This is a genomic window from Micromonospora sp. NPDC047074, from assembly GCF_040643815.1.
Classification (GTDB): Bacteria; Actinomycetota; Actinomycetes; order Mycobacteriales; family Micromonosporaceae; genus Micromonospora.
Genome location: NZ_JBEYVB010000002.1, coordinates 510,103 through 524,173 on the forward strand (window position 1 = coordinate 510,103; position 14,071 = coordinate 524,173).

Annotated in this window: 16 protein-coding genes; 7 read left to right on the forward strand and 9 right to left on the reverse strand. The window is 74.1% G+C overall.

Annotation, left to right across the window (positions count from 1 at the left end; genetic code table 11):
• Nucleotides 1-51 precede the first annotated feature (51 nt).
• The 5 genes from ABZ809_RS06010 to ABZ809_RS06030 form a co-directional block, all read right to left on the reverse strand.
• The gene (locus ABZ809_RS06010; protein ID WP_357561261.1) at nt 52-903 is read right to left on the reverse strand and encodes an ABC transporter permease; all 852 of its coding nucleotides are present in this window, start codon (nt 901-903) and stop codon (nt 52-54) included.
• A complete protein-coding gene (locus ABZ809_RS06015) occupies nt 900-1,910 on the reverse strand; it encodes an ATP-binding cassette domain-containing protein (RefSeq protein WP_357561262.1) in 1,011 nt (336 codons plus the stop codon). The genes ABZ809_RS06010 and ABZ809_RS06015 overlap by 4 nt, the downstream gene beginning before the upstream one ends.
• Before the next feature lie 22 nt (nt 1,911-1,932).
• Nucleotides 1,933-2,487 (reverse strand): NAD(P)H-dependent oxidoreductase, encoded by a 555-nt coding sequence (locus ABZ809_RS06020; RefSeq protein ID WP_357561263.1) that lies wholly within the window; start codon nt 2,485-2,487, stop codon nt 1,933-1,935.
• A 166-nt stretch (nt 2,488-2,653) separates the two neighbouring features.
• Complete coding sequence (locus tag ABZ809_RS06025; RefSeq protein WP_357561264.1) at nt 2,654-3,505, reverse strand: aldo/keto reductase; 852 nt, start codon at nt 3,503-3,505, stop codon at nt 2,654-2,656.
• Nucleotides 3,506-3,602: 97 nt separating this feature from the next.
• Complete coding sequence (locus ABZ809_RS06030) at nt 3,603-4,559, reverse strand: LysR family transcriptional regulator (RefSeq protein ID WP_357561265.1); 957 nt, start codon at nt 4,557-4,559, stop codon at nt 3,603-3,605.
• A 230-nt stretch (nt 4,560-4,789) separates the two neighbouring features.
• On the opposite strand from ABZ809_RS06030, the gene ABZ809_RS06035 reads away from it, so the two are divergent.
• Together ABZ809_RS06035 and ABZ809_RS06040 are read left to right on the forward strand one after the other, a co-directional pair.
• Entirely contained in the window at nt 4,790-5,725 is a 936-nt protein-coding gene (locus tag ABZ809_RS06035) for a serine hydrolase (protein ID WP_357561266.1), read from the forward strand.
• A gap of 154 nt (nt 5,726-5,879) precedes the next feature.
• Nucleotides 5,880-6,851, forward strand: a complete 972-nt coding sequence (locus ABZ809_RS06040; RefSeq protein ID WP_357561267.1) for an MBL fold metallo-hydrolase — start codon at nt 5,880-5,882, stop codon at nt 6,849-6,851.
• A gap of 94 nt (nt 6,852-6,945) precedes the next feature.
• Here ABZ809_RS06040 and ABZ809_RS06045 read toward each other — a convergent pair whose 3' ends face one another.
• The 3 genes from ABZ809_RS06045 to ABZ809_RS06055 all read right to left on the reverse strand — a co-directional run bounded on the left by ABZ809_RS06045 (nt 6,946) and on the right by ABZ809_RS06055 (nt 9,123).
• Nucleotides 6,946-7,485, reverse strand: coding sequence for a DUF1697 domain-containing protein (locus ABZ809_RS06045; RefSeq protein WP_357561268.1), 540 nt, complete (start codon nt 7,483-7,485; stop codon nt 6,946-6,948).
• Nucleotides 7,486-7,696: 211 nt separating this feature from the next.
• Entirely contained in the window at nt 7,697-8,194 is a 498-nt protein-coding gene (locus ABZ809_RS06050; RefSeq protein WP_357561269.1) for a Rho termination factor N-terminal domain-containing protein, read from the reverse strand.
• Nucleotides 8,191-9,123 (reverse strand): AAA family ATPase, encoded by a 933-nt coding sequence (locus ABZ809_RS06055; RefSeq protein WP_357561270.1) that lies wholly within the window; start codon nt 9,121-9,123, stop codon nt 8,191-8,193. Before ABZ809_RS06055 ends, ABZ809_RS06050 begins: the two co-directional genes overlap by 4 nt.
• A gap of 439 nt (nt 9,124-9,562) precedes the next feature.
• Here ABZ809_RS06055 and ABZ809_RS06060 point away from each other — a divergent pair, with 439 nt between their 5' ends.
• Genes ABZ809_RS06060 through ABZ809_RS06080 form a run of 5 tightly spaced genes read left to right on the forward strand, consistent with a single transcriptional unit; the run spans nt 9,563 to nt 13,455 of the window.
• Nucleotides 9,563-11,161: an AAA family ATPase gene (locus ABZ809_RS06060; RefSeq protein ID WP_357561271.1), complete on the forward strand. Its 1,599-nt coding sequence runs from the start codon at nt 9,563-9,565 to the stop codon at nt 11,159-11,161.
• 31 nt (nt 11,162-11,192) lie between these two features.
• Nucleotides 11,193-11,645 (forward strand): hypothetical protein, encoded by a 453-nt coding sequence (locus tag ABZ809_RS06065; RefSeq protein ID WP_357561272.1) that lies wholly within the window; start codon nt 11,193-11,195, stop codon nt 11,643-11,645.
• 29 nt (nt 11,646-11,674) lie between these two features.
• Nucleotides 11,675-11,857, forward strand: coding sequence for a DUF2997 domain-containing protein (locus tag ABZ809_RS06070; protein WP_357561273.1), 183 nt, complete (start codon nt 11,675-11,677; stop codon nt 11,855-11,857).
• Nucleotides 11,841-12,776 (forward strand): helix-hairpin-helix domain-containing protein, encoded by a 936-nt coding sequence (locus tag ABZ809_RS06075; RefSeq protein ID WP_357561274.1) that lies wholly within the window; start codon nt 11,841-11,843, stop codon nt 12,774-12,776. The genes ABZ809_RS06070 and ABZ809_RS06075 overlap by 17 nt, the downstream gene beginning before the upstream one ends.
• Nucleotides 12,769-13,455: a 4Fe-4S single cluster domain-containing protein gene (locus ABZ809_RS06080; RefSeq protein ID WP_357561275.1), complete on the forward strand. Its 687-nt coding sequence runs from the start codon at nt 12,769-12,771 to the stop codon at nt 13,453-13,455. Before ABZ809_RS06075 ends, ABZ809_RS06080 begins: the two co-directional genes overlap by 8 nt.
• 58 nt (nt 13,456-13,513) lie before the next feature.
• Here the strand turns inward: ABZ809_RS06080 and ABZ809_RS06085 are convergent, their stop codons facing one another.
• Entirely contained in the window at nt 13,514-14,065 is a 552-nt protein-coding gene (locus tag ABZ809_RS06085) for a heme-binding protein (RefSeq protein WP_357561276.1), read from the reverse strand.
• Nucleotides 14,066-14,071 lie beyond the last annotated feature (6 nt).

Consider the following 14,071-nt stretch of genomic DNA (forward strand, 5'->3'; position numbering starts at 1 on the left):
GCCGCCGGGCACCACCACCTCCGTGGCGGTGCCCGGCGTCCAATCGGCAGTTCAGCGGCGGTTGTAGCGGTACATCGTGAGCGTGCCGAAGACCACCAGGAAGCCGGCGCTCCACGCCAGCGTCCACATCGTGGCCGACGCGTCCCAGCCGCTCGACATCACCGCGCGTACGGCGGCCACCAGCTGCGAGATCGGGTTGACGTTGACGAACGCCTGGAGCCAGCCGGGCATGGTCGAGGGGTCGACGAACACGTTGCTCAGGAACGTGAGCGGGAAGAGCACCATCATGCTCACGCCCATCACGGACTTCTCGCTGCGCAGGACGAGGCCGAAGAACGTCCACACCCAGGAGAAGGCGAACGAGAAGACCACCAGCAGGCCGATCCCGGCCAGCACCCCGGTCAGCCCGCCGTCGGGCCGGAACCCCAGCACCAGCCCGACGCCGAGGATGACCACGGCCGCCAGCACGTACCGCAGCACGTCGCCGAAGATCATGCCGACCAGCGGGGCCGGCCGCCAGACCGACAGCGTCCGGAACCGGTCGAAGACGCCCTTCTCGATGTCGGTGTTCAGCCCGACCCCGGTGTACATGGTGATCATCACGACGCTCGTCACCATGATGCCGGGCAGGAAGAACTGGAGGTAGTCACGCGGGCTGTCGGCGAGCGCCCCGCCGAACAGGTACGTGAACATCAGCACCATGATGATCGGGAACGCCGTCACGTCGAACAACTGCTCCGGCACGTGCTTGATCTTCAGCAGCGCGCGCCAGCCGAACGTGAGCGACGCCGACAGCGCGTTCGGCCTGGCCGGTCGCGCGCCGGGCGCGAGGACGGTGGACAGCGCCTCCGCCGACGGTACGTAGACGGACGGGGCCGGCCCGGTCGTGGTGGCGTTGGTCATCGGGCTGCCTCCAGCTGGTCGTCCCGCTCGTCGGCCGCGACGGCGGGGTGGTCGGTCAGGGCCAGGAAGACCTCGTCCAGGCTCGGCTGGCCGAGGGAGAAGTCGTCGACGACGATGCCGGCGCGGGCCAGGTCGCCGAGCGCGCGGGCGGCCTGCTCGCTGGCCTCAAGGTCGTTGCCCTGGCCGCCGACCCGGGCGGTCAGCGCGACCGGATCGGCTTCGAGCTGCACCGGCACGCCGAGCGCCGACCGGAGCAGCCGCTCGGCCTCGGGCCGCTGCCCCGCGTCGCGCAGCCGCAGGTGGACGGTGCCGGCACCGACCGAGGACTTCAGCTCGCCCGGGGTGCCCTCCGCGATCACCCGGCCGTGGTCCACCACCGCGATGCGGCCGGCGAGCTGGTCCGCCTCGTCGAGGTACTGCGTGGTCAGCAGCACCGTCGTGCCGTGCGCCACGACCGCCCGGACGATCTCCCACACCTGGTTGCGGCTGCGCGGGTCCAGCCCGGTCGTCGGCTCGTCGAGGAACAGCAGGTCAGGGGTGTTGAGGATGCTCGCCGCGATGTCGACGCGCCGCCGCATGCCGCCCGAGTACTTCTTGACCTGCCGGTCACCCGCCTCGGTCAGCCCGAACGCGGCCAGCATGCCCTCCGCCCGCTTGCGGGCCGCCGGCTTGCTGTGCCCGAGCAGGCGGGCGAGGAGCACCAGGTTCTCCAGCCCGGTCAGGTCCTCGTCCACCGAGGCGTACTGGCCGGTCAGGCTGACCCGGGAGCGCACGGCGTCAGCCTGCGTGACGACGTCGTGCCCGAAGACCCGCGCCCGCCCGCCGTCAGGGCGCAGCAGCGTCGCCAGCACCCGTACCGCCGTGGTCTTGCCGGCGCCGTTCGGGCCGAGCAGCCCGTAGACGGTGCCGGCGGGGACCTGGAGATCCACGCCGGCGAGCGCCTTGGTGTCCCCGAACGACCGGGTCAGGCCCTCGGCCTCGATGGCCAGGCCGGTGTTGCGTGTCATTGTCCCTACCTTCCTCACGTTTTCAGGAGACGTACGGGCGCGCGGCGCGGCCGTCGCGCAGGGCCAGGCCCCACCAGCGGAGCTGATCGAGCAGGACGTCGGCGTCCCGCTCGAACCGGTCCGTGGCCGTGGGTGACGGCTCACCGCAGAGCAGGTCGACACCGACGATGTCGCGCATCGTGACCGTGTGCAGCGCGGTGAAGACCGTCCGGAGCTGGTCGACCGCGTGCAGGCCGATGGAACCGCAACCGTACGACACGAAGCCGACCGGTTTGGCCTGCCACTCGTCGTACGCGTAGTCGATCGCCTGTTTCAACGAGGCCGGGAAGCTGTGGTTGTACTCGGGGGTGACCACGACGAACGCCTCCGCCCGCCCCACCTGTGCGGTGAACGCGCGCATCGCCGGGGTCGGCTCCGCCGGGTAGCCGACGGGGAAGTCGTAGTCGGCGAGGTCGACGACCGTCACCACCAGCTCGTCGCGCCGGGTCGCCCGGTCGACGAACCAGCGGCAGATGCGGTCGCCCGCCCGTCCCTCGCGGGTGCTGCCGATGATCACGGCGAGGCGCAGCGGCGTCATGGTGCCCCCTCCCGGCTCCGGTCCCACCCGTCTGGCGCGAGACGGCGGCCGGCGTCCGCCAGATCAGAACTAGCGGGGGCGCAGGGCGGCGGCGGAGGCCTGCCGGGGCGTCAGGGAGGGAGGCCAGCCGCCGGAGACGGCTGGCCGGGCGCGCCGGCGCGTTTTGCTACGCCGGGACGTAGTCGAAGGTGTCCGGGTCCGGGCCCTGCCGACCGGTCTCGCCCCTGTCCAGCCCGGTGATCCGTTCCATCATCGTGTCGTCCAGTTCGAAGTCGAAGATCCGGAAGTTCTCCTCGATCCGCTGCGGGGTGGTCGACTTCGGGAAGACGATGTCGCCGCGCTGCACGTGCCAGCGCAGCACCACCTGGGCCGGGGTCCGGCCGACCTGCTCGGCGATGTCGACGACCGTCGGGTCGGTGAGCACCTTGCCCTGCGCGATCGGCGACCATCCCTCGGTGAGGATGTTGTGCGCCCGGCCGTACGCGCGCACCTCCTCGTTGCCGAAGTACGGGTGCACCTCGACCTGGTTGACCGCCGGTGTCATGTCGGCCTCGGCGGCCAGCCGCTCCAGGTGCGGCACCTGGAAGTTCGACACCCCGACCGAGCGGGCCCGCCCGTCGCGCTGGAACTCCTCCAGCACCCGCCAGGTCGAGACGAAGTCCCCGTCGTAGCGGGTGGGCAGCGGCCAGTGGATGAGGAACAGGTCGATGTGGTCCGTACCCAGCGCGGCCAGCGTCGACTCGAACGCCGCGCGGGCGTCGTCGGGCCGGTGGAAGCCGTTGTTCAGCTTGCTGGTCACGAAGACCTCGTCGCGGTTCAGCCCGGACTCCCGGATCGCGCGCCCCACCTCGGCCTCGTTGCCGTACATCTCGGCGGTGTCGATGTGCCGGTAACCGACCTCCAGGGCCGTGCGGACCGCCGCGACGGTGTCCCCGGGGTCGATCTGGAACACGCCGAAGCCGAGCTGCGGGATCGTGTTGCCGTCGTTCAGGGCGATGTCGGGAATGGCGTACGCCATCGGGGCTCCTTCGCGGTCGTGCGGAAGCGCTTCCACCTCCGGCGGGCCGACCTGCGCGTACCCCTGATCCGGGGTCTTCCAACCGGTGATCCGGGACTCAGGCAGGCTCGTCGAAGAGCACCGGCCAGGGCCGGGGTGCCGGCCCCGGCGGCGGTGCCGGGGGCGCCGGCCCGTCGGCCAGCACCTCCGCTGCGAGCTGGCCGAACATCGGGGCGGCCGGGTGCGCGGCCCGTCGTGGCCAGGCCGCCGAGGTGCGCCTGACCAGCGGGGTTCCGACGATCGGCCGCCAGGCGATCCGGGGCTCCCGGCGGGCCGTCGCCGCCGGTTCGACGGCGACCCCGCCGCCGGCCAGCACCAGCCCGAAGAGGAACTCCGGGTTCCGCGCCGGGCGGACCCGCCCCGGCGCGAACCCGTGCCGGCGGCAGACCGCCAACAGGTGGTCGTGCCAGCCGGGCGCGGTGGCCCGGGGCGCGGTCACCAGGTCCAGCCCGGCCAGCGCCGCCAGCTCGACCTCCCGGCTCCGGGCCAGCGGCGAGGCGCGCGGCAGCAGCACCCCCAGCGGTACGTCGACCGCGGCGCCGAGACGCAGCCCGTCGTCGGCGACGGGGTGGTGGAGCAGGCCGACGTCCAGTCGCCCCTCGGACAGCATCCGTTCCTGCTCGCCGCTGGTCAGCTCGTGCAGGTCCACGTCGAGCCCGGGCGCGCGGTCGACCAGCCGGTCGAGCAGCTCGCGCAGGGTCACCGCGGGCGTCTCCGGCGGCACGCCGGCCCGGAGCACTCCCGACACCCCGTCGCGGACCTGGCGCATCAGGTTGCGCAGCCGGCCCTCCCCGGCGAGCAGCTCCTCGGCCTCATCGAGCAGCAGTTGCCCGGCGGCGGTGAGCCGCACCTGCCGGCGGGAGCGGTCGAACAGCTCGACCGCCAGCTCCCGCTCCAGGCGCTGCACCGACTGGCTCAGCGGCGGCTGGGCCATGCCGAGGAGGTCGGCGGCCCGCCCGAAGTGCAGCTCGTGGGCGACCACCACGAAGTGCCGCAGGTGCCGGAGCAGGTCCACGGCCGGGACCCTACGCCAGCGCCCGCCCGCGTCCGCAACCGCGAACACCTCCGCGACCGCGACCGCGAACACCTCCGCGACCGCGACCGCGCCGAGATCTTGGTAGCGAAGCGCCCCTCGGGGGGCACTTTGCTACCAAGATCTGGCGTCGGGCGTCGGGCGTCTGGCGCGGGCGGCGGGCGCGGGCGGCGGGCGGGGACGGGGACGGGGCAGCGGCTACCGTGCGCAGTGTGGTGGCGGAGCGGATCGTGGAGATCTTCGAGCAGGCCGGGGTCACCGGCTGCCTGCACGTCGTCGACCTCGACGCGGGTGTGTCGGGCGGGGACGGTGGGCCACCCGGCGGCGTGCCGGGGCGGCCCGGCAGCCTGCGGGAGGTGGCCGTCCGGGCGGACGAGCAGGTGGTGATCGCCTCGATCTTCAAGGTCCTGCTGGTGCTGGAGTTCGCCCGGCAGGTCGTCGCCGGTCAACTCGATCCCCGGGAGCGGGTGCTCGTCACCGAAGACGACCGCCTCGGTGGCTGGGGCGTCGCGGGTTGCGCCGACGACGCCGAGGTGTCGCTGCGGGACCTGGCGTACTTCGCCATGTCGGTCAGCGACAACACCGCCGCCGACCTGCTGCTGCGCCGGGTCGGGGCGGACGTGCCGTCGATGCTCGCCGCCGAGCTGGGGTTGCCGCGTACCCGGGTGGTGGGCGGTCCCCGGCAGCTGGTCGAGACGATGCTCGCCGACGTCGGCGCCCGCACCGAGGCGGACTTCGCCCGGATCTTCCCCACGCTGCCGCCCGAGCGGGTCCGGGCGATGCGGATGTTCGACCCGGCGCACACCACGTCGAGCACCGCCCGGGAGATCACCCGGCTGCTGGGCCTGATCTGGCGGGACGAGGCGGGCCCGCCGGAGGCGTGCGCGATGGTCCGGGGCTGGATGGCCCGGCAGCTCTTCTGGACCCGGCTGGCCTCCGGCTTCCCGCCCGGGGTGCGGGTGGCCGGCAAGACCGGCACCCTGCCGGGCCTGCACCTGGAGGCCGGCGTCGCCGAATACCCCGACGGAGGCCGGTACGCCATCGCCGTCTTCGCCCGCGCCCCGCAGCTCGCCACCCGCCGCATCGACGTGGACCTGGCAATGGGAGAGGCGGCCCGGGCGGCCGTCGAGGCCCTGCGCGCCGGCTGATTCTCCGGCCGCGCCGCGCCGCCCACACCCCCGCTGAGCTGGCCCGATATGCCGGCCGGTATCGGTCGTGTCGGCCAAGGATCTTGGACCGGGCCCCGAGCGGGCTGATTGGCTCGGCACCGACCGATCGGCACCACGACGGGGAGGACTCCGCATGCCCAATCTCGACCGCCGTCGCTTTCTCCGCGACGCCGCCGCCAGCACCGCACTGGTGTCCGCCGGTGGGCTTGCCGGCGCCGCACTGGCCGGCCCGGCGCACGCCGCGCCGGCCGCCGCCCCGGCCGGTGGCCGCAGCGGCCCGGTCAGCTTCCGCTGGTGGGGCACGTCGGCCTGGCGCATCGACATCGGCGCCCGGACGGTCCTGGTCGACCCCTTCCTCAGCCGGATCGACACCGGCCTGTTCAGGGGCGCCTTCAACCAGGCCACGAAGTTGGAGGTCCGCACCGACGTCGTCGACTCCCTGGTGGACCGGGCCGAGACGGTGCTCGTCACGCACACCCACTGGGACCACTACATGGACGTGCCGCGCATCGTCGAGCGCACCGGCGCCCGAGCCATCGGCACGCTGACCGCCTACCACCTCGGGCTGGCGTACGGGCTGCCGTCGGAGAAGCTCATCCCGGCCCGGGGCGGAGAGGTGCTGGACTTCGGCGCTTACACCGTGGAGGTGGTGAGCTCGCTGCACAGCCGCAACGCCTCGTACTCGATGGCCTTCCCCGGCGTACGGGTCAGCCAGCCGGCGAAGCCCGCCATCATCGCCGACCTGCCCGAGGGCGACACCCTCGCCTACCTGCTGCGGGTGGCCGGCGGCCCGTCGGTCTTCTTCATGGGCGCGAGCAACTTCGCCGAGCGGAACCTGACCGGGCTGGCCGCCGACGTGGCCATGGTGGCGTTGCCGAGCAGCACCGTCACCGCAAACTACGCCGAACGGCTGCTCGACGCGCTGGACCAGCCGAAGGTCGTGGTGCCGGTGCACTTCGACAACTTCGAGACCGAGCTGCGCAACCCGGTGCCCGTCGCGCCAGCCGACCGTGAGCGGCTGGACACGTTCGTCGCGGCGGTGCGCCGGGTCTCCCCGCGCAGCCGGGTGGTCGTGCCCGAATACCACACCGCGTACCACTTCTGACCGGCGCGGGAGGGGCCCCGGGCCCCTCCCGGCTCCGCCGTCGCCCATGGGTGGAGCCGGGCCCGTCGGGATGGGGGCGGCGGGCCCGACCGGGTCAGGGCCTCGCCAGCTCCGCGAGGGCGCGCACCGAGCGCCAGTTGCGGGTGGTGGCCACCACGCCGAGCTTCTTCTCCAGATGGTTGTTGGTGAACTTCGACCGGCCGTAGCCGCCGTCCGGATAGTGCAGATAGACCTCGCGCCCGGTGACCGTGAACGCGACGTTCTCGCCGTCCGGCGCGGTCAGGGCCGACACGGCGGACCGGTCGGGCGCGGTCGCGAGGAAGACCACCAGCAGCCGCGTCGGGTCGTCCTCCCGGTCGGCGTACGGGTTGCCGCCGGCCACCGCCGCCAGCTCGCGGGCGCTGCGCACCAGCACGGGCACGGTCAGCCCCAGCTCGTCGGCGATCGCCCGCTCGATGCCCCGGGCCAGCGCGTCGGCGTCACGCACGGTGCTGCCGAAGACCACGTTGCCGCTCTGCAGGTACGTCTTCACGCCCTCGTGGCCGAGGTCGGTGACCAGCCGGCGCAGGTCGGCCATGGCCACCTTCGCGCCCCCGACGTTGACCCCGCGCAGCAGCCCGACCCACCTGTCCATGCACCCTCCTCGCCCCGCGGCCCGACAGCCAGCCTAGGCGGCAGGTCCGACAGCCCCGCCCCCATGGCGTTGATCATGACGTTGGCGGCACCCACGGAGATCCGGATCGCCGTCAACCTCATGATCAACGCGCTTCCGTCGGGGCTGTTGGAGGGGGTGCGGTTGCGGGCGGCGGGGGAGGCCGGGCCAGGGTGCCGCGGCCGGGGGGTGTTCAGAGTTGGCGGATGGCGGTGGAGGCGAGCCGGTAGCCGATGGTGCGGTCGACGATCCGGTCGACCAGGTCCGCCTTGCGTAGCCCGGCGACGCCGCGCAGCTCCAGGCTCGCGGCGAGCGCCCGCAGGTCGCGGGTCGTCCAGCCGGAGAGGTACGCCGTACCGTCGGCGCGCCGGGACATGGCCGCCAGCGTCTCCTTCGCCCGGTCCGGGTCCGCCGGGGCGGGCTGCCTTGCCGCCCTGGTCCCCGCGCTCCGGGGCCGGTGGCCGGCGGCCTGTCCGGCGGGCGTGGCGGTGGCCCGGCCGGCAGGCGTGGCGGTGGCCTGCTGTCCGGCGGGCGTGACGGTGGCCCGGCCGACGGCCGGCGCGGCTGCGGGGGCCGGGTCGACCGGCACCACCGCCAGCCGGGCCCGTCCCTCGGCCAGGGCGTCGAGGTCGGCGGCGGACAGCCCCCGCAGCAGCGCGGCCACCAGGTCGGCGACGTCGCGACGGGTCACGCGGGCACCCGCTCGGGCTGGAGGTGTTCGAGGAACTCGGTGGCGAGCTGGCGCAGCTCGTCGGCGACCGCCGGGGTGGCGATCCGGTCGCGGAGCACCACGGGCACGCCGCGCGGGGTGTTCGTGGCGAACGCGGTGACGTTCTCCCGCAGGGCGGTGGGGAAGACCGGCAGGCCGAGCGCCCGGACCTGGTCCATGTAGCCCTGGTGCGCGGCGATCGGCCGTTGCGCCATGAGGTGGATCATCGTGAACAGCACGCCGGCGACGCCCGGGGCGACCTTGTGGTGCCGGCGGGTGGTGGCGAACCGGCGGGCGTCGGCGTTGTACTGGTCGACCAGTTCGCGGACGTTGCCGTGCAGGTAGTCGATGCCCAGCGTGGACAGGTAGTCCGCCTTCGCCGGGATGACCAGGTGGTCGCTGGCGATGATGGCCGACTGGGTGACCACGTTGAAGTTCGGCGGGCAGTCGATCAGCACCATGTCGTAGACGCCCAGCGCCTCGTCGTGCAGCCCCTCGGCGAGGGAGCCGCGGACCCGGAACAGCTCGGCGTCGTACTCGTCGCCGTTGGCCACGCCCCGGGCCAGCGCCAGGTCGATGTCGACGAGTTGGAGGTGGGACGCGATCAGGTCGAGCCGGCCGGCGCCGGTGAGCCGCGCGTTGGCCGGGCCGGGGGAGACGACCAGCTCACCCAGGGTCGTCGGCGGGTTGTCCCCGCGCAGGCCGTCGTACCAGCGTTTCACCGTCCGGCCGTCACGCAGCCGGTCCCGCCAGTCGTCGGGATCGTAGAAGGCGAAGGTCAGGCTGGCCTGCGGATCGAGGTCGATCAGCAGCACCTTCATCCCGCGGTTTGCCAACTCGGCACCGAGATTGGCGGTGACGGTGGTCTTGCCGACCCCGCCCTTGTAGTTGATCACTGACACGACGTACATCGATGGCACCTCCCCAGACGGGGAACGGTAGCGGGCCGGTGATCGCCGCGCGGAACCGCTCCGGGCGCCGGCGCGGTCCACCTCGACGACCAGCACTACGACTGGCAGTACGGCCGCACCGTCGACGACGCTCACGCCGTTCCCGGCCGAACGGGTGTTGCCGCTGCTGGCCATCCTCACCGCAGCCCGCCGCTGACCACCACCCCACACCCCCCGCCCGCCCCACCCCCACCCCTGGTATTGATCATGAGGTTGGCGGGGGGAAATGCCGGAATCCGTGCTGCCAACGTCATGATCAACGGTGAGGGGGAGGGGCAGCGACGTCGTGATCAACGGCAGGGGCGGGGGAGGGTGGGGCTGTTAGAGTCGCGCTGCTCTTTCGGGGTGCAGGGGCAGGGGCAGGGGGAGGGGCGCAGTGGTGGGGGCGTTTCGTGAGACGGTGTCGCAGCTGCTCAAGGCCCGCTTTCCGGTGCTCTACGTCGAGTCGCCCGAGGAGCAGCGGGTGGTGGCCGAGGTGTGTGCCGTCGCCCGGGACGCCACGGCCGTCCGTACGCCCCGGGCGGTGTGGACGTGGTCGCTGACGACCGGGCTCGTGCAGCCCGACGGTGTCGCCCGCAAGGGCACCACCGACCCCGAGGACGCGCTGGCCATGGCGCTGCGGGTCGAGCACCCGAGCGTGCTGATCTTCAAGGACCTGCACCCGGCGCACGGCAGCGGCGAGCGGCCCGGCGCCCCCGGGGTGGTACGCCGGCTGCGGGACATCGTGGCGGCGTTCAAGGCCGGCCCGGTGCCGCGCACCCTCGTCCTGGTCTCGCCGGTGCTGCACATCCCGGTGGAGCTGGAGAAGGACGTCACGATCGTCGACTTCCCGCTGCCCACCGAAGCGGAGATCCGGCGGGTGCTCGACGGCATCATCGCCGCGAACTCCGCCAGCGGCCGGATCCGGATGGCACTGGACGACCTCGGCCGGGAACGGCTCGCCAAGGCGGCCCTCGGGCTCACGCTGCACGAGGCGGAGAACGCGTTCGCCCGCGCCATGGTCAACGACGGGGTGCTCGACGGCAGCGACCTCGCGGTGGTGCACGAGGAGAAGCGACAGACCGTACGCAAGTCGGGGCTGCTGGAGTTCGTCGACGCGGAGGTCGACCTCGGCGACGTCGGCGGGCTGGAGAACCTGAAGCGGTGGCTGGCCAAGCGGGACGGTTCCTGGCTGGCCGAGGCGGCGGCGTACGGGCTGCCCGCGCCCCGGGGCGTGCTGATCACCGGGGTGCCCGGCTGTGGCAAGTCGCTGACCGCGAAGGCGATCGCCTCGGCGTGGGGCCTGCCGCTGCTGCGGCTGGACGTCGGCCGGGTCTTCGCCGGGCTCGTCGGTTCGAGCGAGCAGAACATGCGCACCGCCATCCGGACGGCCGAGGCGGCGGCGCCCTGCGTGCTGTGGGTGGACGAGATCGAGAAGGGCTTCGCCGGCGGGCCCGGCGACTCGGGCACCTCCGCCCGGGTCTTCGGCTCCTTCCTGACCTGGATGCAGGAGAAGACCCGGCCCGTCTTCGTCATCGCGACCGCCAACGACTTCGAGGGGCTGCCCCCCGAGTTGCTGCGCAAGGGGCGCTTCGACGAGATCTTCTTCGTCGACCTGCCCACCCGCGCGGAGCGGGCGTCGATCTGGCGCGTCCACCTCGCCCGGCGGTTGCGCAACCCGGTCGTGGCGGGCGGCCTGACGTTCGACGACGCCCTGCTGGGCGAGCTCGCCGGGCTCAGCGAGGGCTACTCGGGCGCCGAGATCGAGCAGGCCGTCGTCGGCGGGCTCTTCGACGCGTTCGCCGAACGGCGACCGCTGCGCCGCGACGACCTGGTCCGGGCCCTGGTCGGCATGGTGCCGCTCAGCGTGACGCAGGCGGAACGCGTCGACGCCGTGCGCGGCTGGGCCGCCTCCCGCGCCGTCGCCGCCACCGCCGCCGAGGACTGGGACCTCGGCGGACGCCCCGGCGGCGCCGGCCCCGGCCAGCGGGGGCAGGGAGGGCGGGCGATCGAGTTCTAGTGTGTGCGTCGACAGGAAGGGAAGGGCCCCGATGAGCGTCTCACTGATTCTCCTCCCACTGGCCGTCGCCGCCGTCGCCGCGACTCACGGCGCCACCGCCGGACGGGACCGGGAGGGGCACGTCGTCTGCGAGGTGCAGACCAGGATGCGGGACGAGACACTGCTCGTCGCCGCGCTGCGCGACACCGACGCGGCGGTCGTCGCCGAGCGGGGCGAGATCACCGCGGACTGGGCCGGCGTGTGCGCCGTGTTCCGGCGCGCCGAGGACGGCATCTGGTCGGCGCACTTCACGGGCGACGTCGACGAGCGGCGGGCCGTCGAGGCCGTCCGGGCGATCGACGCCGCGTACGGTCGGCAGGTCCAGCGGGCGGTGCTGGAGCGGTTGCGCGAGCAGGCCCCCGCCGCCGGGCTGCGGCTGGAGTCCGAACAGGTCACCGAGGACGCGGCCGTCCGCCTGGTGTTCGCCGTCGAGGGCCGCTCGTGATGGGCGGGCAGCCACGGATCGTGGTAACCGTGACCAGCGAGGGTGTGGTGAGCGCCGAGACCAGGGGCGTGTTCGGCGAGGACTGTCTCGACTACGTCGCCGTGCTGGAGGACCTGCTGGCGGCCCGCACGGTGCACAGCGCGTACACCGCCGACCGCGACCGCACCGCCGTGACCGGGCGGCAGGAACACCACGATGTCGAACGCGCCTAGCCCGGGCTGGCCGCACCCGGCCGCCCCTCGGCAGAGCGCGCTGTGGCAGGTGCTGCAGAGCTGGTGGTTGCTGCTGCCCGTCCTCGGGTGCAGCTGCCTCGGCGGCCTCGGTTTCCTCTACGTCGGCCTGCGGGCGCGGCGCGCGGCGTGGTGGATTCCCGGCATCGTCTACACCGCGGTGGGCTGGACGGCGTTCCTGCTCGTCGGGCGGTACGAACAGGACACCGCCGCCAACGACTGGGCGATCGGCACGGTGATGGCCGTGTGGATCGCCAGCATCATGCACGCCGCGCTGATCAATCCGGCATGGCTGCGCTGGCTCGCCAACTGCCGGGCCGGGTATGCGCCCGGCTCCCCGGCGACGCCGTGGGCCGGCGGCCCGTACCCGCTCGCGCCGCTGCCCGGGGCGGCTCCCGCCGGCCCGCCTCCCGGGTTCCACCCGAGTGCGTCCCCGGCGTACCCGCCCGTGTCGCCGGGCCTTCCGCCCGCGCCGTCGGTCGGATATCCGCCCGCGCCGCCGGTCGGGTTTCCGCCCGCGCCGGCCGGCGGGCCGCCGCTGGCGGCCGATCCGACGATGGTGCCGTACCAGCCGGTCGACCACTTCGGGACCGGGCCGGTCGCGGCCCCCGCGTCGCAGCCTCCCCCACCGGCCGGGCAGTGGCCGGCCGGCGGGCCGCTGGACGTCAACGCCGCCGGCCCGAACGACCTCGCGGCACTGCCCGGCTTCGACCCGTTGCGGGCCCGGCAGGTGCTGGCCGAACGCGACCGGCGAGGCGCCTTCGGCAGCCTGGCCGAGTTCGCCGCCGCCGCCAACCTGGCCCCCCACGAGTACGCGCGCCTGCGCGACGTCCTGGTCTGCGCTCCGCCCCCGGGGCCGGCGCCCGGGCAGCTGCCGCCCGGCCGGGTCCTCGATGTCTGACGACGCCCGGACGCCCCGCCGGCCGACCGGGGCGGAGGCGGTCGCGCTGGCCCGGTTCCTGGCCGCCACCCGGGCCGAGGGGCCGGGCGAGCGGACCGCGGTCTGGGTGCAGGGCTGCGCCATCCGCTGCCCCGGCTGCTTCAACCCGCACCTGTGGAGCTTCCGGGGCGGGGAGCTGGTCGCCCCGGCCGACCTGGCGCGCCGGGTGCTCGACGCCGGCACGGAGGGGCTGACCCTGCTGGGCGGCGAGCCCTTCGACCAGGCCGCCCCGCTGGCGGCCGTCGCCGCCGGGGTGGCCGCCGCGGGGCGCTCGGTGATGACCTTCACCGGCTACACGAGAGCGCAACTGGACCGGGCGGTCGACGCCGGCCGGGACGACGTCGCGGCGCTGCTCGCTGCGACGGACCTCCTCGTCGCCGGGCCGTTCCTGGCCGACCGGGTCGACAACCGGCGGCCCTGGGTGGGCTCGACCAACCAGGAGTTCGTGCTGCTCGGTGACCGCTTCCCGGGCCTGCTCGACGAGCTGTCGCAGAGCCCGGACCGGGTGGAGGTGACCGTCGACGCCGCCGGCCGGATCGCGGTGAACGGCTGGGCCGAGGTCGACGCCCTCGACGAGCTGCTGGCCGCCGTGACCCGTCCCCGGCCCCGGCGGGCGGGCGCCGAACCGGGGAGACCGTAGACCGCCGTCGCGGGCACCGGGCACCGGTGACCGTGGACCGGTGGTCCCGGCACCCGGGTCACTCGGCGACCGGCAGGACGACCTCGTTGTGGCGCAGGAACCATGGCTTCCACGGCGGGTCGAAGCGGGCGTAGCGGACGGCACCGGTCGGTCGCAGCCCGGCCGCGGTGACCGCCCGGCCCAGCGCCGTCGACCGCTGGTCGAACGCCCGCGCCGTCCACCGCCCCGCGAACCGCGCGGCGGCGGCCAACTGCTCCGGGATCTCCCGGGTGTGGATCCGGGGATCCGTCGGCTCGGGCAGCGTGGCGGAGGTGAAGCCCGCCGGCATCACCAGCCACGTCAGCCAGCGGCCCGGCCGGTCCCCCTCCTCCTGCACGAACGGCGGGGTCACCGCGATCGTCCCGGAACCCGCCTCCCGCGCCGGCAGGCCGGTGTCCCGCCGGATGCGGTTGGCCCCGCCGACGTACGCGGCCAGTGCCCGGAAGGCGTCCCGGGCCGCCTGCTCGAACGCGCCCTCCGCCCGGACCTCGGCGACCAGGTGCGCCGGGTAGCGGCGCAGCTCGAAGCCGGGATGCCGCGCCACCACCCGGTACGGCTGCTGCTCGGTCATCGCGCG

Coding starts and splice junctions, on each gene's coding strand:
- ABZ809_RS06010 (WP_357561261.1), bottom strand. CDS start 903: ATGACCAACGCCACCACGACCGGGCCGGCCCCGTCCGTCTACGTACCG.
- ABZ809_RS06015 (WP_357561262.1), bottom strand. CDS start 1,910: ATGACACGCAACACCGGCCTGGCCATCGAGGCCGAGGGCCTGACCCGG.
- ABZ809_RS06020 (WP_357561263.1), bottom strand. CDS start 2,487: ATGACGCCGCTGCGCCTCGCCGTGATCATCGGCAGCACCCGCGAGGGA.
- ABZ809_RS06025 (WP_357561264.1), bottom strand. CDS start 3,505: ATGGCGTACGCCATTCCCGACATCGCCCTGAACGACGGCAACACGATC.
- ABZ809_RS06040 (WP_357561267.1), top strand. CDS start 5,880: ATGCCCAATCTCGACCGCCGTCGCTTTCTCCGCGACGCCGCCGCCAGC.
- ABZ809_RS06045 (WP_357561268.1), bottom strand. CDS start 7,485: ATGGACAGGTGGGTCGGGCTGCTGCGCGGGGTCAACGTCGGGGGCGCG.
- ABZ809_RS06055 (WP_357561270.1), bottom strand. CDS start 9,123: ATGTACGTCGTGTCAGTGATCAACTACAAGGGCGGGGTCGGCAAGACC.
- ABZ809_RS06065 (WP_357561272.1), top strand. CDS start 11,193: ATGAGCGTCTCACTGATTCTCCTCCCACTGGCCGTCGCCGCCGTCGCC.
- ABZ809_RS06075 (WP_357561274.1), top strand. CDS start 11,841: ATGTCGAACGCGCCTAGCCCGGGCTGGCCGCACCCGGCCGCCCCTCGG.
- ABZ809_RS06080 (WP_357561275.1), top strand. CDS start 12,769: ATGTCTGACGACGCCCGGACGCCCCGCCGGCCGACCGGGGCGGAGGCG.
- ABZ809_RS06085 (WP_357561276.1), bottom strand. CDS start 14,065: ATGACCGAGCAGCAGCCGTACCGGGTGGTGGCGCGGCATCCCGGCTTC.